Origin of the sequence: Methylobacterium sp. C1, from assembly GCF_001854385.1 — a bacterium.
Lineage (GTDB): Bacteria > Pseudomonadota > Alphaproteobacteria > Rhizobiales > Beijerinckiaceae > Methylobacterium > Methylobacterium radiotolerans.
In genome coordinates, this window is the sequence record NZ_CP017640.1 from 6,153,542 (window position 1) to 6,177,552 (window position 24,011).

The 24,011-nt window shown below is 72.6% G+C and carries 20 protein-coding genes, 1 other RNA gene and 1 pseudogene; 13 read left to right on the top strand and 9 right to left on the bottom strand.

Translation table 11 applies throughout. The features are described from left to right. Positions 1-8 precede the first annotated feature (8 nt). Both BKE41_RS28430 and BKE41_RS28435 read right to left on the bottom strand, forming a co-directional pair. Positions 9-1,007, bottom strand: coding sequence for a GNAT family N-acetyltransferase (locus tag BKE41_RS28430; protein ID WP_071000537.1), 999 nt, complete (start codon positions 1,005-1,007; stop codon positions 9-11). A gap of 359 nt (positions 1,008-1,366) precedes the next feature. Then, positions 1,367-2,623, bottom strand: a complete 1,257-nt coding sequence (locus tag BKE41_RS28435) for a glycosyltransferase family 4 protein (protein ID WP_071000538.1) — start codon at positions 2,621-2,623, stop codon at positions 1,367-1,369. 106 nt (positions 2,624-2,729) lie between these two features. Between BKE41_RS28435 and BKE41_RS28440 the strand changes: the two genes are divergently transcribed. After that, positions 2,730-3,914 (top strand): DUF1972 domain-containing protein, encoded by a 1,185-nt coding sequence (locus tag BKE41_RS28440; RefSeq protein ID WP_024828131.1) that lies wholly within the window; start codon positions 2,730-2,732, stop codon positions 3,912-3,914. Continuing rightward, positions 3,908-5,152 carry a cellulase family glycosylhydrolase gene (locus BKE41_RS28445; RefSeq protein WP_071000539.1) on the top strand — a complete coding sequence of 415 codons (1,245 nt, stop codon included), beginning with the start codon at positions 3,908-3,910 and terminating at the stop codon, positions 5,150-5,152. Before BKE41_RS28440 ends, BKE41_RS28445 begins: the two co-directional genes overlap by 7 nt. A gap of 34 nt (positions 5,153-5,186) precedes the next feature. Here the strand turns inward: BKE41_RS28445 and BKE41_RS28450 are convergent, their stop codons facing one another. Both BKE41_RS28450 and BKE41_RS28455 read right to left on the bottom strand, forming a co-directional pair. Continuing rightward, positions 5,187-6,491: a VpsF family polysaccharide biosynthesis protein gene (locus tag BKE41_RS28450; protein WP_053621202.1), complete on the bottom strand. Its 1,305-nt coding sequence runs from the start codon at positions 6,489-6,491 to the stop codon at positions 5,187-5,189. Continuing rightward, positions 6,488-8,593, bottom strand: a complete 2,106-nt coding sequence (locus tag BKE41_RS28455; RefSeq protein ID WP_071000540.1) for an exopolysaccharide transport family protein — start codon at positions 8,591-8,593, stop codon at positions 6,488-6,490. The genes BKE41_RS28450 and BKE41_RS28455 overlap by 4 nt, the downstream gene beginning before the upstream one ends. 418 nt (positions 8,594-9,011) lie before the next feature. Between BKE41_RS28455 and BKE41_RS28460 the strand changes: the two genes are divergently transcribed. The 7 genes and pseudogenes from BKE41_RS28460 to BKE41_RS32635 form a co-directional block, all read left to right on the top strand. Next, positions 9,012-9,257 carry a hypothetical protein gene (locus tag BKE41_RS28460; RefSeq protein WP_071000541.1) on the top strand — a complete coding sequence of 82 codons (246 nt, stop codon included), beginning with the start codon at positions 9,012-9,014 and terminating at the stop codon, positions 9,255-9,257. A gap of 68 nt (positions 9,258-9,325) precedes the next feature. Then, positions 9,326-9,482: non-coding RNA, 6S RNA (gene ssrS, locus BKE41_RS28465), on the top strand. Continuing rightward, positions 9,472-10,089: a 5-formyltetrahydrofolate cyclo-ligase gene (locus tag BKE41_RS28470; RefSeq protein WP_012322253.1), complete on the top strand. Its 618-nt coding sequence runs from the start codon at positions 9,472-9,474 to the stop codon at positions 10,087-10,089. The genes ssrS and BKE41_RS28470 overlap by 11 nt, the downstream gene beginning before the upstream one ends. Positions 10,090-10,092: 3 nt before the next feature. Continuing rightward, positions 10,093-10,911, top strand: coding sequence for a TIGR00282 family metallophosphoesterase (locus tag BKE41_RS28475; RefSeq protein ID WP_012322254.1), 819 nt, complete (start codon positions 10,093-10,095; stop codon positions 10,909-10,911). A 206-nt stretch (positions 10,912-11,117) separates the two neighbouring features. Then, entirely contained in the window at positions 11,118-12,104 is a 987-nt protein-coding gene (locus BKE41_RS28480) for a MotA/TolQ/ExbB proton channel family protein (RefSeq protein WP_024828125.1), read from the top strand. Beyond that, positions 12,104-13,117 (top strand): peptidoglycan -binding protein, encoded by a 1,014-nt coding sequence (locus BKE41_RS28485; RefSeq protein WP_024828124.1) that lies wholly within the window; start codon positions 12,104-12,106, stop codon positions 13,115-13,117. Before BKE41_RS28480 ends, BKE41_RS28485 begins: the two co-directional genes overlap by 1 nt. Before the next feature lie 462 nt (positions 13,118-13,579). Then, a pseudogene (locus BKE41_RS32635) lies at positions 13,580-13,762 on the top strand (methyl-accepting chemotaxis protein); the annotation flags it as partial. A 151-nt stretch (positions 13,763-13,913) separates the two neighbouring features. Here the strand turns inward: BKE41_RS32635 and BKE41_RS28495 are convergent. Further along, the gene (locus BKE41_RS28495) at positions 13,914-15,758 is read right to left on the bottom strand and encodes an ABC transporter transmembrane domain-containing protein (protein ID WP_071000542.1); all 1,845 of its coding nucleotides are present in this window, start codon (positions 15,756-15,758) and stop codon (positions 13,914-13,916) included. 241 nt (positions 15,759-15,999) lie between these two features. Here BKE41_RS28495 and rpmE point away from each other — a divergent pair, with 241 nt between their 5' ends. Beyond that, the gene (gene rpmE / locus BKE41_RS28500; RefSeq protein ID WP_012322259.1) at positions 16,000-16,248 is read left to right on the top strand and encodes a 50S ribosomal protein L31; all 249 of its coding nucleotides are present in this window, start codon (positions 16,000-16,002) and stop codon (positions 16,246-16,248) included. Between the two features lie 374 nt (positions 16,249-16,622). Then, positions 16,623-17,405, top strand: a complete 783-nt coding sequence (locus BKE41_RS28505) for a MetQ/NlpA family lipoprotein (protein ID WP_043075029.1) — start codon at positions 16,623-16,625, stop codon at positions 17,403-17,405. A 66-nt stretch (positions 17,406-17,471) separates the two neighbouring features. Here BKE41_RS28505 and BKE41_RS28510 read toward each other — a convergent pair whose 3' ends face one another. The 3 genes from BKE41_RS28510 to BKE41_RS28520 form a co-directional block, all read right to left on the bottom strand. Beyond that, positions 17,472-18,002 carry a DUF1465 family protein gene (locus BKE41_RS28510; RefSeq protein WP_012322261.1) on the bottom strand — a complete coding sequence of 177 codons (531 nt, stop codon included), beginning with the start codon at positions 18,000-18,002 and terminating at the stop codon, positions 17,472-17,474. Positions 18,003-18,439: 437 nt separating this feature from the next. Then, positions 18,440-19,414 (bottom strand): DUF1775 domain-containing protein, encoded by a 975-nt coding sequence (locus BKE41_RS28515; RefSeq protein WP_053621199.1) that lies wholly within the window; start codon positions 19,412-19,414, stop codon positions 18,440-18,442. A gap of 42 nt (positions 19,415-19,456) precedes the next feature. Next, positions 19,457-19,834 carry a hypothetical protein gene (locus tag BKE41_RS28520; protein ID WP_071000543.1) on the bottom strand — a complete coding sequence of 126 codons (378 nt, stop codon included), beginning with the start codon at positions 19,832-19,834 and terminating at the stop codon, positions 19,457-19,459. Positions 19,835-20,063: 229 nt separating this feature from the next. Here BKE41_RS28520 and BKE41_RS28525 point away from each other — a divergent pair, with 229 nt between their 5' ends. Continuing rightward, the gene (locus tag BKE41_RS28525) at positions 20,064-21,362 is read left to right on the top strand and encodes a L,D-transpeptidase family protein (protein WP_012322264.1); all 1,299 of its coding nucleotides are present in this window, start codon (positions 20,064-20,066) and stop codon (positions 21,360-21,362) included. 215 nt (positions 21,363-21,577) lie between these two features. After that, entirely contained in the window at positions 21,578-23,242 is a 1,665-nt protein-coding gene (locus BKE41_RS28530; protein WP_071000544.1) for a calcineurin-like phosphoesterase family protein, read from the top strand. 34 nt (positions 23,243-23,276) lie between these two features. On the opposite strand, the gene BKE41_RS28535 is transcribed toward BKE41_RS28530, so the two are convergent. Next, positions 23,277-23,855, bottom strand: coding sequence for a type 1 glutamine amidotransferase domain-containing protein (locus BKE41_RS28535; RefSeq protein ID WP_071000545.1), 579 nt, complete (start codon positions 23,853-23,855; stop codon positions 23,277-23,279). Between the last annotated feature and the right edge of the window lie 156 nt (positions 23,856-24,011).

A 24,011-nucleotide genomic window follows, 5' to 3' on the forward strand; every position in this document is an offset into this window, starting at 1 on the left:
CCCGCCGCTCAGCGCAGCGCCAGCAGGACCGGCGCCAGTTTCCGCAGCGCCGGCGTCCGGCTGTAGACCCAGAGCGGGTTGTGCTGGACCACGTCGGTGCACAGGCCGCGCTTGAACTCGAAGACGGGGCGGTTCGCCGCCGGGTCGATGCCGCCGAAATCGAAGACCCGGCAGCCCTCCGCCTTTGCCCGCTCCACGAAGCGCCAGACCGCGAGGGTCGCGGCGCCCGTCGCGCGGGCCCGGTCGTTCGAGGCCGTGTAGAAATCCGTGCAGCGTGTGTCCGAAAGGTGCGCGATGCGCACGAGGACGCGCTGTCCCTTCTCGCGGACGTCGAGGAACAGCAGGTGCTCGTCCTCGGCCGCGATGTCGCGGTAGGCCTGCGGCTGCAGCGTGGTGGCGAAGCCCTTGCGCTCGCGCAGGGCCGCGAACATCGCGGTGAAGTCGTCGAAGGCTTCGAGGCGCTCGGCCCTGTCCTCGAGGAAATGCGTCGTCACCTCGACGTTGCGCTCGGCCTTGCGCAGGGCCTTGCGCCAGCGCGGCTCCATGCCGGCCTGGATGGCGTCGAGATCCTGGGTCAGGTCGAGCTCGAGGGTGTGGTCGTGCGCGCCGATCACCGGGGCGAACCCGTGCATCAGCAGCGCCAGCGTCGCGTCGCGGCTCTCGAACTGCTCATAATCCACCGCGAGCACGTCGAGCCGGCCGAGCGCGAGATGGTCGATGAACGCGGCGAACACCGCCTCCGCCCGGTGCGCGCCCGCCGCGGTCAGCAGCGGGCCGCCCTGGACATGGACGAACCGCGCCGGCCCCTTGCGGCGCGTCTGCCACTGGACGAAGGCGAGGTCCGCGCCGTCGCCGGACACGACCGCGCGCCGCACCTCGAGGCCGCGCCGCGCCTTGTAGGTGCCCCAGGACGTCCCGCAATAGATGTTGGCGCCCGGGCAGGCCCAGACCCGCCGGTCCCAGTCCAGGGCATCCGCAATCTCCTGAACTGCGAGCTTGGCCGCCATGTCGCTCCCCGTCCTCGCTCCTCGTCCTGCCCGGGTTCGGTTGCCCGCGCCGCACGCCTCATCGGTCAGGCGGGCCCGCATTGCATCCTCGCGCCGCTGATCGTCCACAGGGTGACGCCCGCGACACGGGTCGGTTTCCGCTCCGTCGCGAGCGGCGCTCCGGGGTCTTCCGGACCGAGGCTGCCGAGGCGGACGCCGATGAACCCGTCGTCGCGCGCTCGTGGCGGCACGCGCGGCCGCGGCGCTCGGCCGCGGAGGGGGCGATCCCGCAGGGAGTCAGCCCGGTCATGCTCGGGGCCCGGCTCTCGGACAGGCGTCGCCGCCGGATCGTCGGCGGTCCGGCCGGAAGGCCCCGACTCCTAGGCTGCCGGTCGCGCCGGCACGTCGGCGACGCGCGACGCCTCCGTGGTCGGGCGGCGCAGCGTCGTCCGGACCGCAGCCTCGATACCCTCCGCCGCCGAGGCCTCCGAGAACAGGCTCAGGTAGCGCGCCCGGGCCGCCCGGCCGAAGTCGCGCCAGCGCGCCGGGTCGGCGACCAGGTCCGCGAGAACGGCGGCGATCGGTTCCGGGCCGCCCGGCGGGACGACCCAGCCGGTCTTCCCGTCCTCTACGACCTCGGGCAGGCCGCCGATCGCCGTGACGAGCGGCGGCACGCCGTAGGACATCGCCTCGATCGCCACGCGGCCGAGGGATTCGGGCCGCTGCGACGGCATCGTGACCACGTCGGCCCAGCGGTAGAGGGCGGCGGGATCGGCCACGAACGGCTCGAGCGTGACCTGCGCGGCGAGCCCCGCCTCGGCGATCCGCCCGACCAGGGCCCGCTCGCGGGCCTCGTCCTCGAAGGCGCTGCCGACGATGCGCAGCGCGATCCGCCGGCGCACGGGCTCGGGCAGGGAGGCCAGCGCCTCCACGAGGACGTCCTGGCCCTTGATCCGGCTGATCCGGCCGAGCATCAGCACGCGGAGCGGGCGGGAGCCGTCGTAGGTGTTCTGATTCGGCTCGGCGGGACCCGCGATCCCGTTGTAGACGACCCGGGCGGTCGCCCCGCGGGGCAGGGCGTAGGCCCGCTCGGTGGCGCGCGAGTTGAACACCACGTTGGCGCCGCTCCAGCGGATCAGCCCGCGCAGGACTTTCAGCACGGTGCCTTCGGGGATCTCGTGGACGTGGACGATGCTCCGCCCGGGGGCCAGCCGGGCGGCCAGCAGGTAGTCGGCCACCACGGTGGTGTTGATGTAGACGAGGTCGCTCGCGCGGATGCGGCGCCACGCACGGATCATCGCGATGGGCAGAGCCATCAGACCCAGGGTTACGAGGCGCGCCAGGTTCTTGCGCCGCAGGATCCAGAGCGGGGCGATCACGATCTCGCTGGCGAAGGGCTCCAGGGCGGCCACGATCGGGCCGCTTCGCGGCAGCACGACGTCGATCCGCGCATCCGGATGGGCGGCCCGGATCGTGCGGACGGTCTCGATGAAGCAGCGATCCGAGCCGTACAGCTCGAATCCCTGGTGGACACACGTGATCCGAAGCGCCGCCGCGGCGTTGCCGATGGCCCGCAGCGCGGGCGCGGCAGCACGATCGCTGTCGCGCGCCGCTCTCAGTCCGAAGTTATCTACCATAAGATGATTTCTGTATTAAATAAACAACTAGCAGTTGTAGAGGCCGGTCGCCGGGATCGTATCCTTCGGATCTACAATAGGGCCGACACATTGGAAAGGAAGTTTCATGCCTGACCGCGCACCGAAACTACTTATTCTCGGCACGCGCGGTATCCCGGCCGCCCACGGTGGCTTCGAGACTTTCGCGGAACGTCTCGCGCTCTACTTGGTCGAGCGCGGCTGGCAGGTCGGCGTGTACTGCCAGAGGGACGTCGAGACGGTGCGGGACCGCATCGTGCGGAGCGCCTGGAACGGTGTCGAGCTGATCACCGTAGAGATCGGCCTGCGCGGTCCCGTCGCGACGCTCGCCTTCGACGCCATCTGCGCCCACGACGCCGCGACCCGCGGCGGCGTCTGCCTCGTGCTCGGCTACAACGGTGCCGCGTTCCTGCCCTACCTGCGGGCGCGGGGCGGACGGATCCTGACCAACATGGACGGGATCGAGTGGCGCCGTCCGAAATGGTCGCTGCCCGTGCGCGCCTTCTTCTACGTCAGCGAGTGGATCGCCGCGTGGTCCTCGCAGCGGCTGGTGGCCGACCATCCCGTCATCGCCGACCACCTCGCCCGTCGCAGGCCGCGCGGCGCCATCGCGACCATCCCGTACGGCGGCGATCCCCCGGCGGCCGATGTCGGGCCGCCGCCCCTCGGCCTCGCGCCGGACCGCTACCTCGTCTCGATCGCCCGCATCGAGCCGGACAACAACATCCTGACGCTCGTCGAGGCCTTCTCGCGCCGGGCCCGCGGCGTGCGGCTCGTGGTGCTCGGCACGCTGAGGGTCGGCAACCCGTACCATCGCGCCGTGGAGGCGGCCGCCTCGCCGGAGGTGCTGTTCCCCGGCGCCATCTACGAGCCCGAGCAGGTCCAGGCCCTGCGGGTCCACGCGCGGGCCTATCTCCACGGCCACACGGTGGGCGGCACCAACCCGTCGCTGGTCGAGGCGCTCTGGGCGGGCAACGCCGTGGTCGCCCACGACAATCCGTTCAACCGGGGCACGGCCGGGGACGCGCAACTCTATTTCTCGGATCCGGACAGCTGCGCGGCGGCCATCGAGCGCGTGCTCTCCGACGGGGCCGCGGTCGCGGCGGCCCGCGCGGCGGCGCGGGCGCGCGCCGAGCAGTTCCGCTGGGACGCCGTGCTGGCCTCCTACGAGGACGCGCTGCGCCGTGTCGGCGGCTACCCGCCGGCACCGGACCGCGCGGCGCGCGCCACCGCGGTCGCGCCCGTCGCCGCCCCGGCCGGTCCGAGATGGTAGGCCCCAGCCGGCGGTCGGTGCTCGCCGGCGCCCTCGCGGCGGGCGCGGGCGTCCGACCCGTCCAGGGCAGTCCCGCGCCGATCGCCCTGCGCCGAGGCATCGCCCTCTGGCCCTGGTTCTCGCTGACCACCGAGTACCCGCCGCCGCGGACCGACTACGCGTGGCCGCCCTTCCAGGCCGGCCGGCCAATACCCACCCGCGACGACCTCGCCCGGATCGCCGGGTTCGGCTTCGACTTCGTGCGGCTGCCCCTAGATCCCGGGCCGTTCGTGGCCTTCACCGGGGCCCGGCGCGCCGAACTCCTCGGCACCCTGTCGGAGGCCGTCGACGCGGCCCTGGCGGCCGGGCTGCGCGTCCTGGTCAATGTCCAGGCGAACGCCGCGACCCACCACTACACGCCGGGCGCGTTCTACGACTCGGACCGGGCGCCGCTCTTCGCCGCCTATCGCGACCTCGTCGGAGACCTCGCGCGCCTGTGCGCGCGGAAGGGCACGGACCGCCTGGCCCTGGAGCCGGTGAACGAGCCGCCGCAGGCCTGCGGCGCGCGCGCCTGGAATCGGGTGCAGGACGGGCTCCTGGCGGCGGCGCGCGCGGCCGCGCCGGCGCTCACCCTCGTGGCGACCGGCTCCTGCGGCAGCCTCGTCGCCGGCCTGACGGCCCTGGACCCGGCCGCGCTCGCGCGGTTCGCGCCGCTCCTCTACACGTTCCACTTCTACGAGCCGTACCTGTTCTCCCACCAGGGGGCGACCTGGCTCACCGAGGAGCCGTTCTACCGCTGGCTCACCGCCGTGCCCTGGCCCGGGAGCCGCGGCACGCTGCGCGAGGCGCTCGCGGCGGTGCAAGCGCGCATGGACGCGGACCGCACGGTGCCCCGGGCCGAGAAGGCGCGCGACCGCGCGCTGATCGAGGCGAAGCTGCACGAATATTTCGAGGCCGCGCCCGGCCCGGCCTACATCGCCGACGCGATGGCGCCGGTGGCCACCTGGGCGGACCTCTACGGGATCCCGCGCGGGCAGGTACTGATGGGCGAGTTCGGCGCCCTGCGCACCGACGCCCGCTTCACGGCGTCCCGGGCGCCGGACCGGGCCGCCTACATCCGGGACGTGCGGCTGGCGGCGGAGGCGAACGGGTTCGCGTGGTCGTTCTGGAACCTGTTCGACGGCCTCGGTCTCATGGACGACGCGCACGTCGCCGACCCCGCCCTGATCCCCGCCCTCGGGCTGAAGACCCGGCCGTGAGAGCGCGGTCGATCGGGCCGAAGCCCGCCCGCTCTCAGCCGCGCCCGCGGCGCGGCAGAGGCGGGAACAGGACGATCAGCATCAGGGCGAACTTGGCGAGCAGGGTGGTCTTGCCGGCGAGGCCCTCGAAGGTGTTCACGAGGATCACGAAGGCCAGGATCGGCAGCCAGACGCCGCGCCGGCAATCCCGCGCGATCTCCGCGAGGTAGAGCGCCACCGCGATCACCAGCACCCCCGTGACCAGGATGCCGTGGTAGAGCACGGCCGAGATGATCGAGTTCTCGATGCCCCATTCCAGGCCGTAGATCCGGCGCAGCGTGTTCACCTGCAGGAAGTCGGGCGCGAGCAGGAGCTGCCGGAACGGGATCGCGTCGAACACCGTGAGCATGTCGACCCGGGCCTGCGCGCTGCCGCCGTCCGAGACGAACCGGTCCAGCAGGGTGTCGAAGAACCCGGCCGCGGCCAGGACGGCGACCAGAACCGGCAGCAGGGTGAGGGCGAAGCACGCGCAGGCCGCCGCCGCCAGCGGGACGCGGCCGGTGCGCAGGGTGCGGTTCAGGGCCACCAGCCCGACAGCGCCGCCGAGGATCAGCGTCGTGACGGTGGCCGAGCGTCCTCCGAACGTGACCAGGGCGACGAGCTGGAGGACGATCATGGCGGCGCGCGGCATCGGCGCGAGGCGACCGCCGCCCTTGGCCAGCGCCAGGATGTAGCACGCCGTCATGGTCGCGTTGGCCAGCGGGTGGCCCTGGAGGGCCGCCGACCGCGTGTCGGACTCGAACGCCACGCCGTCGAACCGGTAGGGGAAGAAGCGCTGGCCGCTCGCGAGCTCGAACAGGCCGAGCAGGGCGTTGGCGAGCATCACGAGGTGGAAGATCGTCTCCAGCCGCCCGAGCGTGGCGGCGTCCCGGTCCATCAGGAGGATCGGGACGAGGCCGGCGAGCACGAAGGTGTCGATGGAGCCGGCGAGGCCCGCGCCGCCCCGGGCCGCGATCAGCGCGAGGAGCAGCACGCCGCAGGCGGCCAGGAGCACGCTGGCCGGCCGCCGGTTGAGCGCCCCGGCCACCGGGATCACCGGATTGCCCGCGCGCACCAGGGTCCAGCCGATCAGGACGACCGCCAGGTAGGTGGCGGGGTGGATCTTCGAGGCGGCCGAGCCGGTGATCCCCTCGTAATTGAGGCCGAGCACCCACAGGAGGCCGCCCGAGACCCCGACGAGGAGCAGGGCCCAGACCGACAGGGCCACCGATTCCGCCCGCAGCAGGGCGCGCAGCACCGGACCCGTGCGCGCCACCGGATCGTGGCGGCGCGCGAAGCCGGTCTGCCGGAGGGTCCTCATGCCTTGCGCCGCGTCAGGAGCAGGGAGCCGGAGATCGGTCGGCCCAGCGCCTCCGACGTGTCGACGAGGTCGATCAGGTCGCGCTGGCGCGTCGCGCCGTTGCAGGCGACGAGCAGCAGCCGGTCGGCGGCCGCCGCCAGGGGGCCGAGCCGCAGGTTCTCGGTCAGCACGCCGCCGTCGACGAGCACGAGGTCGAAGCGTCCCTTCACGCCCGCGATGAAGCGCTCGACATTGGCGGGCGTCAGGGCGTCGCGCAGGGGCTTCTCGGTGTCGCCGAGCCCGACCCGGCGGGCGCCGGAGGCCGGGTCCGTCCGGGTCACGGCGTTGAGGCTCTGCTCGCCGCGGAGCACGTCGAGGAGGCCGCCGGTGCCGGAGCCGTCGGCCCGCAGGTCGGCGTCGACGCGCAGGACGCGGTCGCCGCGCGCGACGGCGACCGCGGCGAGGAGCGCGATCACCGCTTGGCGCTCCGCCTCGTCGGATTCCCCCGAAGTGACGAGCAGCGCCAGCGCGTGGCCGCTCATGCCGGAGGTCGCGGCCAGGTGGTCGAGGGTGAGGCTCGCGGCGCTCGCGCTCGCGCCCCGCGGCCGCAGCCCGGGCAGCACGGCCACCACGGGGGCGTTCGACAGCCGCTCCAGCTGCCGCGGCGAGAGCACGGTCGGCGCGAGATATTCCCGCGTCAGCGCGAGGCCGGCGCCGAGGCCGAGGCCGCCCGCGAGGGCGGCGGCGACCAGGATCAGCCGCGGCGGCCAGCTCGGATCCTGCGGCGGCCGCGCCGTGGTGATGATCCGGGCGTTCGAGCTGTCGATGCTGGTCTGTTCCTTGATCTCCCGGGCGCGCACGAGGAAGGCGTTGTAGACGGAGCGCGCCGCGTCGACCTCGCGCTCGAGCTCGCGCTGCTGCACCGACGACTGTGCGTTCACCGCCGACTGCCGCTGCAGGCGCTCCAGCTCCGCCGCGAGGGTCCGCTCGTTCGCCTGGGCGCGCTGGGCCTCGGTCTCGGCCGCGCCCGCGATGCGGTTCAGCTCGGCGTCGATCAGCCGGCGGACGTCCTGCATCTGCGCGCGCACGGCGGCGATGAACGGGTGGCGCTCGCCGAGATTGGTGCGCAGGTCGGCCTCCTTGGCGGCGAGCTCCGCGTACTGCCCGCGCAGGCGCTCGATCACCGAGGACTGGACCGCCTCCGGCATCGCTCCGGACCCGATCGCCTGCCCGCGGGCCTCCCGGATCCCCTGCAGACGCGCCTTGGCGTCGGCGGTCCGCGCCCGCGCGGCGACCAGCCGCGCGTTCAGGTCGGTGAGCTGCTGCTCGTTCACGAGCCGGCCGCTCGACGCGATCAGGCCGTTGCGCGCCTTGTAATCCTCGAGCTTCTTGTCGGCGGCGTTGACGGCGCTCCGCAGCTCGTCGAGGCGGCCGCGCAGCTCGCCCGCGGCGCGCTTGGCGGCGTCCGAGCGGGCGTCGGTCTGGTCCGTCAGGTAGGCGTTCGCGATGGCGTTGACGATCCGCGCCGAGAGATCGGGATCCGGCGTGGTGACCACCAAGTCGATGACGAAGACCTTGTCGGCGCGCTTGACCGCGAGGCGCCGCCGCAGCTGGTCCAGCGCCCGGCCGCGGGCGTCGACGGGCCGCTCCGCCTTCGGCCCGGCCACCAGCGCGCGGAGCTCGCCGAGGGCCCGCGTCACGACGCCGTCCCGCGGCGCGCCGAAGCCCGGCGTGGTCGCGAGTCCGACCTGATCGACCGCGCGCCCCAGCACGGCGTCCGACTCGATCACCTTCACCTGGCTCTCGACCTGGGCGATGCCGCCGTCCGGCGACAGTCCGGCCGGATTGACGTCGTTCGAGACGACCTGGCGGTCGCGGGGATCGATCAGGATCTGCGCCGTGGCGGTGTAGAGCGAGGGCGTGATCAGCGCGTAGGCCAGGGCGAGGAGGCCGAGCAGCAGCGCCGTCCCGAAGACCAGCCGCTTGCGCCGCCACAGGATCCGCCACAGGTCGCCCAGTTCGGCCGTGGTGTCGGGACGGTTCGGGCCCGGACGCTCGGGATGCGCCGGCTGCACCGGGCCGAGCCACGTCGCGACAGCGATGTTATGGTCGATCTGTGCCACGATCGGTCACCGTCGTCTCAATCCTGGTCGGTCCCTCGCGGGCGCCTTCCCTACTGCAAGAGTCGCGCAGCCTGCTGACAATGTATCGAGGCCGCGATCCGCGCCGCGGCGGCCCGGATGACTGGGAGCGTGGTAAACAACCCCCGCGCGGCGGGCCCGCGCAAACGCGTCCGTCATCGAGGTCGGCGTGTTGCTACAGGATGTCGACACCGCGCGACGCGGACGCGTCGCCGCATCGCGCAGGCCTGCCGAGGGCCCGCGCCGCACCGATCCCGGGGTTCGACGGATCCGGCGAGTCATCGGCGTGGATAACGCTCTCGGGCTGCCCTATTCTCCGATTGGATAAATTGTATTGGCTCGTCCGAGACGCGACAATCGCCCCTAGCTGCGGCCTCAATTCTTGTTCAGGTGCTCTGCCATGGAAGCGATCAGCGTCGAGGACCGGGGTGGCGGCCGGCGCGCCGTCAATGCCCGCCTGCGTCGGATCGCGGCCGCGACCGGCGTCCCGATCGCCGCCTTCTTCGGAGCGCCGGCACCGCGGCCGATGGCCGAGCTCAGCGAGCTGATCGGCCTGTGGCAGTCGATCGCCGACCCGGAGGGCCGCAGCGAGATCCTGGCGGTGGCCCGGGCGCGGGCCGCCGGGACCGCGGACGAGCCGGCCTGACGGCGAGCCCGCGGATTTTGGTGCGCGCGGCCCTGGCGGGATCGCGCCGGGACCGCTACATGACGTGGGCGGGGCTGCAGAGTTCGTCAGGAGCACTATCCCCGGGGCCTTATCGACTCCCTCGGGAGCTGTCCCTGGCCTCGTCCCTGGACCTGGCCAACACGGCGCCCACCTACGCTGTAGGTTTCCCGGGATCGATCCTCCAACGGCTCACGTGGCTCCGCACCCGACCCCTCCCAGAACCGGCGCCGAGGCTCCCGACGCCGCCCGCAAGGCGGAACTCCGCGCCGCGGCCCTCGCCGCCCGCGACGCCCTCGATCCGGCGGCCCGTCAGGCGGCCTCGACGGCGATCGGGGACGCGCTCCTCGCGCTGCCGGAGCTCGCCCGGGCCAGACTGGTGGGCGCCTTCTGGCCGATCCGCAGCGAGGTCGATCCCCGGCCCGCCGCCGAGGGCCTACGCGCCCGCGGCCAGGCCGTGGCCCTGCCGCACGTCACGCCGGACGGCCTGGTGTTCCGGGAATGGCGCGCCGGCGACGCCCTCGTCGCCGGCCGGTTCGGCCTCAGCGAGCCCGACCCGTCGCTGCCGCCGGTGGAGCCCGACGCGCTGATCGTGCCGCTCGCCGCCTTCGACCGGACCGGGCAGCGCATCGGTTACGGCCGGGGCTACTACGACGGCGCGATCGCGCGCCTGTCCCGGACACGCCCCGTCCTGACCGTCGGCATCGGCTTCGCCGCCCAGGAGGTGGGGCGCGTGCCGGCCGAGCCGCACGACCGCCCCCTCCAGTTCGTGATCACCGAAGACGGCGTGATCCGCTGCGACAGGACCGCCTGACCCATGCGCCTGCTCTTCCTCGGCGACGTCGTCGGGCGTTCGGGCCGCACCGTGGTGTGCGAGCACCTGCCGCGCCTCCGGGAGCGCTGGCGCCTCGACTGCGTGGTGGTCAACGGCGAGAACGCGGCCGGAGGCTTCGGCATCTCCGAGACCATCTGCGACGAGCTGATCCAGGCCGGCGCCGACGCGGTCACCCTCGGCAACCACAGTTTCGACCAGCGCGAGGCGATGGTGTTCATCGCCCGCCAGCCGCGCCTCGTGCGGCCGGCGAACTATCCGCCCGGCACGCCGGGCCGCGGCGCCACGGTGGTGGAGACCCAGGGCGGCGCCCGCGTGCTCGTGGTCAACGTGATGGGCCGCGTCTTCCTCGACGCGATGGATGACCCCTTCGCGGCGGTCGAGCGCGAGCTCACCGCCTGCCCCCTCGGCGCGGCGGCGGACGCGGTCATCGTCGACGTCCACGCCGAGGCGACGAGCGAGAAGCAGGCCTTCGGCCACTATCTCGACGGCCGGGCGAGCCTCGTCGTCGGGACGCACACGCACACGCCCACGGCGGATCACCGGATCCTGCCCGGCGGCACCGCCTACATGTCGGATGCCGGCATGTGCGGCGATTACGATTCGGTGATCGGCATGCAGAAGGACGAGCCGATCCGCCGCATGATCCAGAAGACGCCGGGCTCCCGCTGGGAGGTCGCCGTCGGCGAGGGGACCCTGTGCGGCATCGCGGTGGAGACGGACGCGCGCGGCCTCGCCACGCGGGTCGCGGCCCTCCGGCTGGGACCGAATCTCGAGGAGACAGCGCCGCATTTCTGGGATTAGCGCCCTGTTCGGCCCGGCGGATGCCGGTTCGGCGTAAGTCGGTCGCGCGCAGCTAAGCCTTTTGTGCGCGACTGGTCTCGATCGGCCTGGGCATAGCTCCGCGGTGACCTTCCCGAGACTTGATCGCGTGCGGGCCTACCCCCACAGTGCCTCGGAGGGGCGCCGATGGCCGGCTGCCGCGTGGTGAGATCAGGCTAGAACGATCGATGGCCGCCCGACAAACCGGCGACGACAAGAATGGGCCGCTGGCACAGCCCGGGATCTATCTCGGGCGCATGGTCATCTTCCTGATCCTCGTAGGCTTCCTCGCCTTCATCCTGTTCCGGCAGATCACACCGGCCTTCCTGGCCAATCCCGGGCTCAACGGGCTGATCCTCGGTGTTCTGCTGATCGCCGTCCTGATCGCCTTCGGGCAGGTCGTCCGGCTGTTCCGCGAGACCGCCTACGTCAACGCCGTCGCCAACGGCGCGCAGGTCAAGCGGCCGCCCGCCCTGCTGGCGCCGATGGCGCCGATGATCGCCGCGCGGGCCGGCGGGACGACCCTGCCCGGCACGACCGGCTATCTCGACACGATCGCGGTGCGCCTCGACGAGGGCCGCGAGATCCTGCGCTACATCGCCGGGATCCTGATCCTGCTCGGCCTGCTCGGCACCTTCTGGGGCCTCATCGACACGCTGTCGGCGGTCGGCGGCGTCATCAAGGGCATGCGCGGCGGCGGCGATGCCGGCGTCATGTTCGACGAGCTGAAATCCGGCCTCGCGGTGCCGCTCTCGGGCATCGGTCTGGCGTTCTCGGCCTCGCTGTTCGGCCTCGCCTCGTCGCTGATCACCGGCTTCCTGGAATTGCAGGCGGGCCAGGCTCATGCCCGGTTCCACAACGAACTGCAGGACTGGTTGATGTCCGGCGCGGCTTCCCAGGAGGCGGCGCCGGTCGCGGCGGCGGCCGGTGCCAGGCCGGCCGCCGGGACTCAAGAGCTGAAGGAGGCGGTCGACCGCCTGAGTGCCCTGGTGGCCGAGGGCGGCGGCAGCCGCGCGGCGACGCAGGCGATGACCAACCTCGCCGAGGGCATCCAGGGCCTCGTCCAGCACATGCGCGCCGAGCAGCAGATGATCCGCGACTGGGTGGAGGCGCAGGCGAGCCGCGAGCGCGAGCTGAAGCAGGTGCTCGACCGGCTGGGCCGGGAGCGCGTCTAGTGGCCTCCACGGCGACCCGGACCCGGCGGACGCTCAACGTCTGGCCCGGCTACGTCGACGCGCTGGCGACGCTGCTCCTCTCGGTGGTCTTCCTGCTCACGGTCTTCGTGGTCGGGCAGTTCTTCCTGTCGCAGGAGCTGACCGGCCGGGACGAGACCCTGGCCAAGCTCAACCGCCAGATCGCCGACCTCACCGACCTCCTGGCCCTGGAGCGGACGAACCGCCGCAACCAGGAGGACGAGGTGCGCAACCTCCGCACGACGCTCGCCGGCGTCGAGGCCGAGCGCGACCGGGCCAAGGTGCAGGCCGAGGCCGCGACGGTCAGCCAGGGCGCGGCGGGCACCCTCGACAAGCAGCTGGAGACGGAGCGCGGCGCGACACGGCGGGCGCAGTCCCAGATCGACCTGCTCAACGAGCAGATCAGCGCCATGCGCCGGCAGCTCGCAGCCCTGGAGGACGCCCTCGCGGCCTCTGAGAGCCGCGACAGGGAATCCCAGGCCCGGATCGCCGAGCTGGGCAGCCGGCTGAACGTCGCCCTCGCGCAGAAGGTTCAGGAACTGGCCCGATACCGGTCCGACTTCTTCGGCCGCCTGCGCCAGATCCTCGGCAACCGGCCCGACATCCGCGTGGTCGGCGACCGCTTCGTGCTGCAATCCGAGGTGCTGTTCCCGGCCGGCTCCGCGACCCTCAAGCCCGAGGCCGGGCCGGAACTGGACCGCATCGCCGGCGCGGTCTCGGAACTCGCCAAGCAGATCCCGGCGGATCTGCCCTGGGTGCTCCGCGTCGACGGTCACACCGACGCGCGCCCGATCAGCACGTCTCAGTTCCCGTCGAACTGGTCGCTCTCGGCGGCGCGCGCCATCGCGGTGGTGCAGTTCCTCGCCGGCAAGGGGATCCCGCCGCAGCACCTCCTGGCGGGCGCCTTCGGCGAGTTCCAGCCCCTCGAAGCCGGCGCGACCGAGGAGGCCTACGCCCGCAACCGCCGGATCGAGATGAAGCTGACCGAGCGCTAGGGCTGTCGGGCCGTCGCGGCGCGCGGGGGGGCGTGTCGGAGCGCGTGACGTCCTTGGACCGGACCTCCGATCATTTCGCTGCGCTCGCTCGCGTTGTCGCGCCGGTGAAGACAGCATCCACATGTGTTTCGGCGGCTTCGACTGTCCGCGTCCAGCAGGAATAGGCCGCAATGCGTGAGGGGCCTGCCGGTTTCTCTCGGTGGCGGTCCTGCTCTGCTGGATTAACCCATCGTTATCCTTGACGCTTCATGGTGCGGCCGATCCAGGGAGACCGTATCGATGTCGAAGCCCAACCTGTCCCTGAACCCGGTTCGGTCCGGAGCGGACCGTGAGCCCCGGGACGAGGCCGGCGCCATCGCCGCGGCCGTGCGGGTCTTCGAGGACGGGCTGGCGGGTCTGCGCGCGAATGCCCTGATCGCGGACGATGCGGCTTCGGCCGCGGCGGCGGCCGACGCGGCGACCGGCCTCCTCGCAGGCATCGCCGGTCAGACCAGCCTGATGGCGCTGCGGGCCGCGATCGAGGCGGCCCGCGATGGCGGGGAGGGGCGGGGCTTCGCGGTCGCGGCCGCCGAGGTCAGGGACCTGGCCGGGCAGATGGCGCGGGCGACCGACACGATCGTGGCGCAGGTCGGCCAGATCCAGGCCGCGGCGGAGCGGGCGCAGGACACCGGCCTCCGGGGGCCGCGCCAGCTGGCGCCCGCGTCCGCGCACTGATCCGCGCACGGCGCGGTAAGTCAGCGCCGGCGATCCGTCGCGCGGCCGGACGCCGCCGCGGGCCGCTCCCGGAGCGGTCCGGCTACTCGGCGACCGGAAGACGCTCGCCCCGGCTGCGGGGCTCCTTGCCCCGCGCCGTCTCGTCCAGCGCGTCGGTGAACTGCAGGTTGGCGAGCTGGGCGTAGAGCGCGCCCTGGGCCAGCAGGCTCTCGTGGGTTCCGGTCTCGACGATGCGGCCGTCGTCGAGGACCAGGATGCGGTCCGCGGCGCGGATCGTGGCGAGCCGGTGGGCGATCACCAGGGTGGTGCGGCCCTGCATCAGCGTGGCGAGGGCGGCCTGGACGGCGCGCTCGGACTCGGCGTCCAGGGCCGAGGTGGCCTCGTCGAGGAGCAGGATCGGCGCGTCCTTGAGGATCGCCCGGGCGATGGCGATGCGCTGCCGCTGGCCGCCCGAGAGGGTCACGCCGCGCTCGCCCACCTGGGTCGCGTAGCCCTGCGGCAGGGCCGAGACGAACCCGTGCGCGTTGGCGAGCTCGGCCGCGCGCCGGACCTCCGCCTCCCCGGCCTCCGGGCGGCCGTAGCGGATGTTCTCGGTGACGGTCCCGGAGAACACGACGGGATCCTGGGGCACCAGGGCGATGCGGGCGCGCAGGCGCTCCGGATCGACCTGGGCGATATCGGCGCCGTCGACCAGGATCCGGCCGCCCTGCGGGTCGTAGAAGCGCAGCAGCAGCTGGAACACCGTCGACTTGCCGGCCCCGGAGGGCCCCACGATGGCGATGCGCTCGCCGGGCGCGGCCGCGAAGCTCAGCCCGCCGAGGGCGGCGTGTTCCGGGCGGGTCGGGTAGGCGAAGCGCACGTCCTCGAAGGCCACCGCGCCCCGGGCCAGCTCGGGCAGCGGCAGGGCCGGGGACGGCGCGCGGATCGCGGGCTCCGCGGCCAGGATCTCGGTGAGCCGCTCGGCCGCGCCGGCCGACATGGCGAGGTCGCCGTAGACTTCGGAGAGCTGGCCGAGGGCGCCGGCGCCGAACACGGCGTAGAGCACGAACTGCGAGAGCTCGCCGCCCGTCATCGTGTGGTTCAGGACGCCCTGGGCGCCGTACCACATCACCCCGACCACCGAGGCCGAGATCAGGAAGATCGCGACGCCGGTGAGCAGCGCGCGGGCCCGGACCGAGGCGCGGGCGGCGCCGTAGGCCTCCTCGGAGGCCGCGGCGAACCGGGCCGCCGTCGAGTCGGAGCGGCCGAAGGCCTGCATCGTCCGCACCGCCCCGACCGCCTCGGCGGCGTAGGCCGAGGCCTCGGCGAGCCGGTCCTGGGCCGCCCGGGAGCGCCGACGCACGCCGCGGCCCGACACGATCAGCGGGAAGACGATGATCGGGATGGCGGCCAGCACCATCACCGACAGGCGCGGGCTCGTCACCACCATCATGGCGGTGGCGCCCACGAACAGGAACAGGTTGCGCAGCAGGATCGAGACCGAGACGCCGAAGGCCGACTTGATCTGCGTCGCGTCCGCGGTTAGCCGCGAGACGATCTCGCCGGACTGCGCCCGGTCGAAGAACGCCGGATCGAGCTGGGTCAGCCGGGCGAAGACCGCGCTGCGGAGGTCCGCGACCACCCGCTCGCCCAGCGTCACCACCGTGTAGACGCGGGCCGCGCTCGACAGCGCGAAGGCCGCGACGACGCCGAGCAGGGCGAGGAAGTAGGCGTCGATCACGTTCGAGCCGTCGGCGGTGAAGCCGTGGTCGATGACCCGGCGCATGGCGATCGGGACGACGAGCGTCGAGGCCGACGCGCAGATGAGGGCGACGAGTCCCGCGGCGATCCGCGCGCGGTAGCGCAGCGCGAAGGGGAGGAGCGGCCGGAGGGCGCTCAGCGGGGCTCTGGGTCGGCCGGCCGCGGCCGCCTTGGTCTTACGGGCCATCACGCCTCACGTGTTCTTCTTTCTCCCGGTCCGCGGCGCTTGTGACCGGGGAGCGGCTGCGGTATAGGCCGCCGCTCATCCGATTGCGTGTGTTCAATGGCCGCGGGCCGCCACCACGGTCGGCTTGGACGTGCCGTTGCCACGAACCCATGGTTCGGTGCAACCGGTGACATCTTCCGCATTCCGGGCCGGGCGGCGCCTCCTGCGCTTCCCGCCGGCGTGCCAGACAGGGACCAAGGTCATGGCGAAGGACGCGGCCGCGAAGGCCAAGGGGACCGAGCACCCCGATTACCACTTCATCAAGGTCGTGATGACGGACGGTACCGAGTACCAGACCCGTTCGACCTACGGGAAGGAGGGCGACACCCTCAATCTCGACATCGATCCGCTGACCCATCCGGCCTGGACCGGTGGCGAGCAGAAGATGCTCGACCGCGGCGGTCGCGTGTCGCGCTTCAATTCGCGGTTCGGCAACCTCGGCAAGCGCTGAGCGTCGCAGCCCACACGGTGACGCTGTTCGAGACGGGCGGTCCCTGGCGGGGCCGCCCGTTTTCGTGCGCGGTGTCGCGCGGTCGCGGCGCGCGTTATCCACAGGACGGGTTTGCAAAGATCGCGCGGACCGCGCGGCGTACCGCGCGTCCGTGCGCGCCGGCGGAACGCTTCTTCTCGTGCGGGCCGCGCTCGCGGCCCGCGTGGCCTGAATCGGCCGCTGCCGGTTCGTTCAAAGCGCGGCCGGGCCGTCGTATCCTTCTCCGGTCACCCGCGGTTCGCCCGGGCTCCGCGCCGGAGCCGCGGCGGTCACGCGGGTGCCCCTGCCTGTCCGGGCCCGATCGTCTCCGGACGCACTGCTAGGATCGAGACACGATGAGACGTCTGCTGCTGCTGTTCCTCGCCCTGGCCGCTCTGGCCGCCGCGCCGGCCCTGGCCGCGGACAAGATCAAGGTCGGCATCATGGGCGGGGATGCCGAAGTCCTCTGGGCGAGGGCCAAGGAGATCGCGGCCCGCGACGGGCTCGACATCAACCTGGTGGTGTTCTCCGACTACCTGCTGCCGAACGAGGCGCTCCAGGCCGGTGACCTCGACGCCAACGCCTTCCAGCACAAGCCGTTTCTCGCCAACCAGATCAAGGCCCGGGGCTACAAGATCGTCCCGGTCGGCGAGACGATCGTGACGCCGATCGGCCTGTACTCCAAGCGCGTCAAGGCTGTCGCGGATCTGAAGGACGGGGCGCTGATCGGCATCCCGAACGACCCGTCGAACGGCGGTCGGGCGCTCCTGCTGCTGCAGGCCGAGAAGCTGATCCGCCTGAAGGACGGCGTCGGCCTGCTGCCGACGGTCTTCGACGTCGTCGACAATCCCAAGCGCCTGAAGTTCCAGGAGGTCGACGCCGCGCAGCTGCCCCGCAGCCTCGAGGATCTCGACGCCGCGGTGATCAACACCAACTACGCCGTCGATGCCGGCCTGATCCCGGGCAAGGACTCCATCGCGATCGAGTCCAAGGTCGACAACCCCTACAACAACGTCATCGTCGTCCGCGAGGCGGACACGCAGAAGCCCTGGGTGCCGAAGCTGGTCCGCGCGTTCCAGAACGACGCGATCCGCCAGATCCTGAAGGAGCAGTTCCCGGGTCAGTTCCCGGCATTCTGACCGTCGGGGCCGGAGCGCCGGCCCTGCGCGGCGGCGGCGCTCCCCGGAGCGTCGCTCGGCTTTCGCTCAGCCCTCGCTCATCCGAAACGCCATCCGCAGCAGTCCCTGCTGCGCGGCGACGGGGCTCTCCACGGGCTGCGGCGTCGGCCGGTCCTCGGCGATCAGCGCGTCGAGGTGCAGGATACGGCTGTGCAGACGCCGGGCCCGGACGATCAGCTGCTGCAGACGCATCGGCAGCAGGTTGAAATCCTGCTGCTTCGGCGGCTCTGCGGTGCCGAGCTTGACCCGGTGCTTCTCCTGCAGGGCCTCGGCCGGAGTCATCTCGCCCTCGGCGACGGCGCGCTGGACCAGGAGCCACGAGGCGATCTGCATCAGCAGCGTGGTCAGGCGCATGCTCTCGGCCGCGTAGCTGAGCGTCGCGTCCCGGGAGACGAGGCGCGACTCGTCGCGGCCCTCGCCGTCGAGATAGGCGGCCGTCTCCTCGACCAGGGTCATCCCGTCGCGGAACAGCGCCTTAAAGGCTTCCGAGTTGACGTAGGACCTGCCGAAATCGACCCAGTCCTGATCGTCCCGGAACGTGACATCGAAGCCGTTCATCTGCCTCTCCTGTGCCGTCCGACGGCCCGGCTCGTTCCGATCCGGGACGCTCCGTCCGTGGCTTTCGGACGACGCCGCAATCTTAGCGCCGATCGGCCCGGACAGCAGGGTTCATGTTTTTTTAACCTTAACGCGCCGTCCGGTGCCGGGAGAAGAGCCCCGAACCGTCCGACCCGCGCTCGGAACGAGGCGCGGATACCGTCGAAGACGCTGCGGCCGCCCGGGATCGAGCGCGGCCAGCGCGCCCGGGCCGCCCGCAGTCGCGGCGGCGTCGGCCGCCGCGGCGATGTCCGAGACGTCGCGGGCATTCGTGAGGTTGCCGGCATCCACGAACAGAGCGGTGCCGCGCGGCCGCGACGGCCGGGCGCCGCGGCCCGGCCCCGTGGAGCTTCGCGCGTCACGTCGGTCGCCCGGCGACCGACGCTCCGTCCGGGCGGCTAGTGCTGGTGCTGGTGCTGGCCGCCCGGCGCGCCCGCGCCGATCGGCGCCACCGTGAAGGTCACCGGCACGGCGCCGGCCCGCTGGAACGTGAGCGTCCCCGCGACGGTCTCGCCCGCCTTCGGCGCGCCGGTCAGGTCCTCGAACATGAGGTGATAGCCGCCGGGCTTCAACTCCACGGTCTCGCCGGGCTTGATGGTCAGGCCGTTCGTGACCGGCGCCATCTTCATGACGCCGCCCTCCATCGACATGGAGTGGATGTCGCTGCTCTTGGCGAACGGCACCGTCGCGCCCGTGAGCGTGTCGGGCGCGCGCCCCGTGTTGGTGATGCGCACGTACCCGCCGGCGACCTTGGCGCCGTTCGGCGTGGCGCGCAGCCACGGCGTCTCGATCGTCAGGTCCCCGGCCTTCACGGTCGTCGCGGCCGCGGCCGTCCCCGCGGGCGGCGCGCCGCCCGCCTGGGCGACCTGGACGATCCGGAAGGACGGCGCGGCCGCCTTCAGGTCGTGGGCGTCCTGACCGGCCTTGGGGATCTCCGACCAGGCGTAGCTGCCCTCCGCGCAATCCTGCTGGACCGGGACGTAGACGGTCGCGCCGGGCTCGAACGTGCCGGCGACCTGCGCCAGGAAGGTGAACTCGTCGACCTGATCGTCCGGCAGGGAGCCGCCGCTCCACGTGATCGCCGTCACGCCCTCCGAGACCGTGCCGTGATGGCTCGCGTAGGTCTTCGCATACGGGCCGCGCGCCGTCGTCAGCGTCCAGCCGGGCTTCGGCATCGGCTTGGCGCCGATCAGGCCTTCCGGGATGGTGACGCTCACGCGGGTCGTCGGCTTGCCGTTGCAGCCGTGCATGATCTGGACGACGCCGCGATACGAGGTGCCGGGAGCGGCCTGCTTGCGTTCCAGCACCGCGTGGGCCTGCGCCGCGGAGGCGAGCAGCCCGAGGCCGAGGGCGGCCGAGACAAGGGTCTTCATGGGAATACATCCGTCCTGAGGGATCCGAGAGGTGGTGATCGCTCAGGCGGTCGGCGGCCCCCTCGGGGCCGCGATGGTGCCCGGCGGCGCGCGGGCGCCGACCCTCTGGGCAAGGGGCCAGGCCGGGTGGCGGTTCGCGGCCACTGCCCACCGGACGCCGACGGCGGCCGGCCGCGGCGGAAGCGCCGGGCCGGTGGCCTGGGCGGCCGTGCAGCACTCGCCGTGGTCGCGGGGGACGGGCGCGCCCGGCAGAGCGGGCGCGTCGGAATGCTGCGCGCAGAGGCCGTCGGTCGTCGTCGGCGACGGCATCAGGCCGCCGAGAAAGGCCTGGAGCAGCAGGGCGTAGAGCGCCAGCACGGCGATGGCGGCCCGCAGGGCCGGCCCGACACCGCGATCCGAAAGGGCCTCGCCCGAATCCATGCTGCTCCCGCGCGCCGTCCGAGCCGGACCGCTATGGCATCCCTGCCACACCGGCGCGACGATGGCTGTTGCCAGGGTGCCGCACGGGGACGCGGCGTGCGCTGGCGCACGGCGACGCCACATTCCGGCCCCTTCGATAGGGAGTCTTAACGCCATCCCGACACCGTGGCGTCCGAGACAATCCGCTCCCGTCACGACCTGACGAACCCCGGACCAGAGCCAGCGACCGATGCGCAAGAAGGCACAAAACCGGTTCACCACGATCCTGAGCGTCGCCGCCCTCGGCGCGCTCGGCATGGGCGCCGCCGAAGCCCGCGACCAGGGCAACTACGCCCAGGCCGAATGGGCGCAGGACTACGCCTCGCCCGCCGGCATGCAGGTGCAGCGCGAGACGGTGCCGATCCTCTCGCCCCAGACCGTGGCATCCACCGAGCAGATGGTGGAGCGCTACAAGGATATCGTCGCCCGCGGCGGCTGGCGGCAGGTCTCCGGCGCCGACCACCTGCGGATCGGCTCGCGCGGCCCGGCCGTGGCGGCCATCCGCCAGCGCCTGATCGTCACCGGCGACCTCGACCCGGCCGCCGGCAGCTCGGGCGTCTACGATTCCTACGTCGCCGCGGGCGTGAAGCGGTTCCAGGCCCGGCACGGCCTCAGCCAGACCGGCGCCATGACGATGGCCACCCAGCAGGCCATGAACGTGCCGGCCGATGTCCGTCTGCGCCAGCTCGAGATCAACGTCGTGCGCCTGCGCTCCTACTCGGGCGATCTCGGCCGGCGCTTCGTGATCACCAACATCCCGGCCGCGCTCGTCGAGACGGTCGAGAACGGTCAGGTCGTCACGCTCCACGCCGCCGGCGTGGGCAAGATCGACCGCCAGTCGCCGATCATGAACACCAAGGCGACGCAGATCAATTTCAACCCGACCTGGACGGTCCCGGCTTCCATCGTGAAGAAGGACCTGATCCCGAAGATGCAGAAGGATCCGAACTACCTCACGGACAACAAGATCCGGATCCTGTCGAACGGCTCCGAGGTTTCGCCGAAGTCGGTGAACTGGTTCTCGGACGAGGGCACCCGCTACACCTACCGGCAGGATTCGGGCGCCGACTTCAACTCGATGGGCATCGTCCGCATCAACATCCCGAACCCTTACGGCGTGTTCATGCACGACACGAACACCAAGGGCGTGTTCGGCGACGATTTCCGCTTCATCTCCTCGGGCTGCGTGCGCGTGCAGAACGTGCGCGAGTACATCACGTGGCTGCTGAAGGACACGCCCGGCTGGGACCGCCAGAAGGTCGAGGAGGCGATCGAGAGCGGCAAGCGCATCGACGCCAACATCGCCCAGCCCGTGCCGGTCTACTGGACCTACATCACCGCCTGGTCGACCCCGGACGGCATCGTCCAGTTCCGCGACGACATCTACAAGCGCGACGGCGTGAACGTGCCCTCGACGATCGGCGCGCCGACCCCGGTCGCCAGCGCCGAGCCGATGCCGCAGACCTTCGAGCCCGGCGACGAGGAGTAGTCGGATCCGCGGGCGCCGGCCGCCCCCGGCGACGCCCGTCCGTCGAACCCGATCCGAGGCCCGCACCTCTGCCGAGGCGCGGGCCTCGCGCGTTCGGGGCCGCGCCTGTCATCCGGAGGTCAAACGCGTCTGATTGGCCCCGGAGGCAGCGTCCCGGATGCCGGCTGCCGGCCTCCCGCGGGACGCCGCGCCGCGAAGCCGTGCAGGAGCCATCGATGTCGCGCGACACCCAGCCCGGAGGCCTGACCCGCCGGAGCACCATGGCGGGGGCCGCCGCCCTCGGCCTCGTCGTTGGCCGGGCCGGCGCGCAGGAGGCCGCCGAGGCCGCCGAGGCCACCGGGATCGTCTCCGCGCGCGACGCGGCCGGCGGGGAGCCGGTCCCGCTGCCGGGCGTGCTGGTGTCCAACGGTCGCGAGATCGCGCGGACCGACGAGCGGGGCCGCTACCGCCTGCCGATGCCGGGCGACGGCGCGGTCTTCGTCATCAAGCCGCCGGGCTACGCCCTGCCGCGCGACGCCGACAACGTGCCGCGTCACTCCTACATCCACCAGCCCGGCGGCACGCCCGCCGAGCTGGGCCTGCGCTACCGCGGGCTCGCGCCCACCGGCCCGCTCCCGGCCTCGATCGACTTCACGCTGACCCGGGCGGACGAGCCGGACGACTTCGACGTCGTGCTGTTCACCGATCCCCAGCCCGAGAGCCGGTTCGAGCTGGACCACGTGCGGGACACCGCGGTCGCCCGCGCCATGGCGATCCCGGCGGCCTTCGGCCTGACCACCGGCGACGTGCTGTTCGACGATCTCTCGCTCTACGGCCGGTCCAACCGGATCGTCGGGCGGATCGGCCTGCCCTGGTACAACCTGCCGGGCAACCACGACCTCAACATGCAGGCGCCGGATGCGCGCTACAGCCGCGAGACCTGGAAGCGGGTGTTCGGCGCGCCGACCTACGCGTTCCGTCACGGCCGGGCGTGGTTCGTGATGCTCGACAACGTCGAGTGGCTCGGGCCGCCGGTGCCGGTGGGCGCCAACACCTACCGGGGCCGGATCGGCGAGCGCGGTCTGGCCTTCCTGCGCAACCTCCTGGCCGAGATCCCGCGGGACGACCTGATCGTGCTGGCCATGCACATCCCGCTGCACACCGACACGGCGCCGGACGATCCCCGCACCACCACCGCCGACCGCGCCGCGCTCCTCGAGCTGCTCGCAGGCCGCAAGGTCCTGAGCCTCGCCGGCCACACCCACACGACCGAGCACCACTACCTCGCCGACGGGCACCATCACCACGTGCTGACGGCCGTCTCGGGCTCGTGGTGGAGCGGCCCCGACACCCGGACCGGCATCCCCTCAGCCGACAGCCGCGACGGCACGCCGAACGGGTTCCACGTCCTGTCGATCCGCGGCACCGCCTACACGTCGCGCTACGTCGCCGCGCAGGGTCAGCCGGACGAGACCATGCGGATCCTGTTCGAGAGCGAGCTGCGGGCCGGCGCGCCCGAGGTGGTGCGCTGGACCCGGCCCGTGCAGGGGCTGCGGCCGCCGGTGCCGCAGGACGCGCTCGCCGACACCACCCTGGTGGTCAACGTGTTCGACGGCGGCCCGCGCACGCAGCTCGCGTTCCGGGTCGGGGACGCGCCGCCCCGGCCGATGGCGCGCACCCGCCGCCTCGACCCGTTCGTCACGGAACTTTACGAGCGCTACCCCGAGACCAAGAAGAGCTGGGTGAAGGCGATGCCCTCGACCCATATCTGGACGGCGCGGCTTCCGGACGACCTCGCCCCGGGCGCCCACCGGGTCACCGTGGAGGGCGCGGACGAGTACGGCCGTCCGATCCGCGGCTGCGCGGTGCTGGAGGTCACCGGCGAGCGCGGCCGCGGCTGAGGCCGGGCGCCGCGAGCGGCGGCGCCCGCCCGGGTCACGCCGCCAGCTGGCGGGTGCCGTGGCCACCCTCCTGGATCTCCTCGACGATCTTCGCGCAGAAGGCGTCGAGGTCGCCCGGGTTGCGGCTCGTGACGATGCCGTGATCGGTCACGACGTCCTTGTCGTGCCAGCGGCCGCCGGCATTGATCACGTCGGTCCGGATCGAGCTGAACGAGGTCAGGTCGCGGCCCTTGGCCGCGCCGGTCTCGATGAGCAGCCAGGGGGCGTGGCAGATCGCGGCCACGACCTTGCCGGACGTCAGGAAGCTCTTGATCACGGCGAGTGCCTGCGGCTCGAGCCGGAGCTTGTCCGGGTTGATCTGGCCGCCCGGAAGGACGAGGGCATCGTAGGACGCCGGGTCGACCTGCTCCAGGTCGGCGTCGACGGTGACCTCCTGGCCCCAGTCGGTCTTGTCCCAGCCGCGGATCGTGCCCTTGCTCTGGCGCGACTGCGGGGCGGCGACGGTCACGGTGGCGCCGGCCTGGGCCAGCTTCGCCTGCGGCACGGTCAGCTCGCTCTCCTCGAAACCGTCGGTGGCGAGGATCAGGATCTTGGCTTGGCGGATGTCGGGCATGGCGGGTCTCCGGTTCGGGGATCAGCCCGGCTAACGGAGGGTCGTCCCGCCCGTTCCCGCGGCCCTCGGCCGCCCGACCGCCTCCGGGAGCGGAAGCCGGTCCGGCGATCGGAACCCCCGCGAGGACGGCCCGTTGGTCCGCATCCCAACCATCAG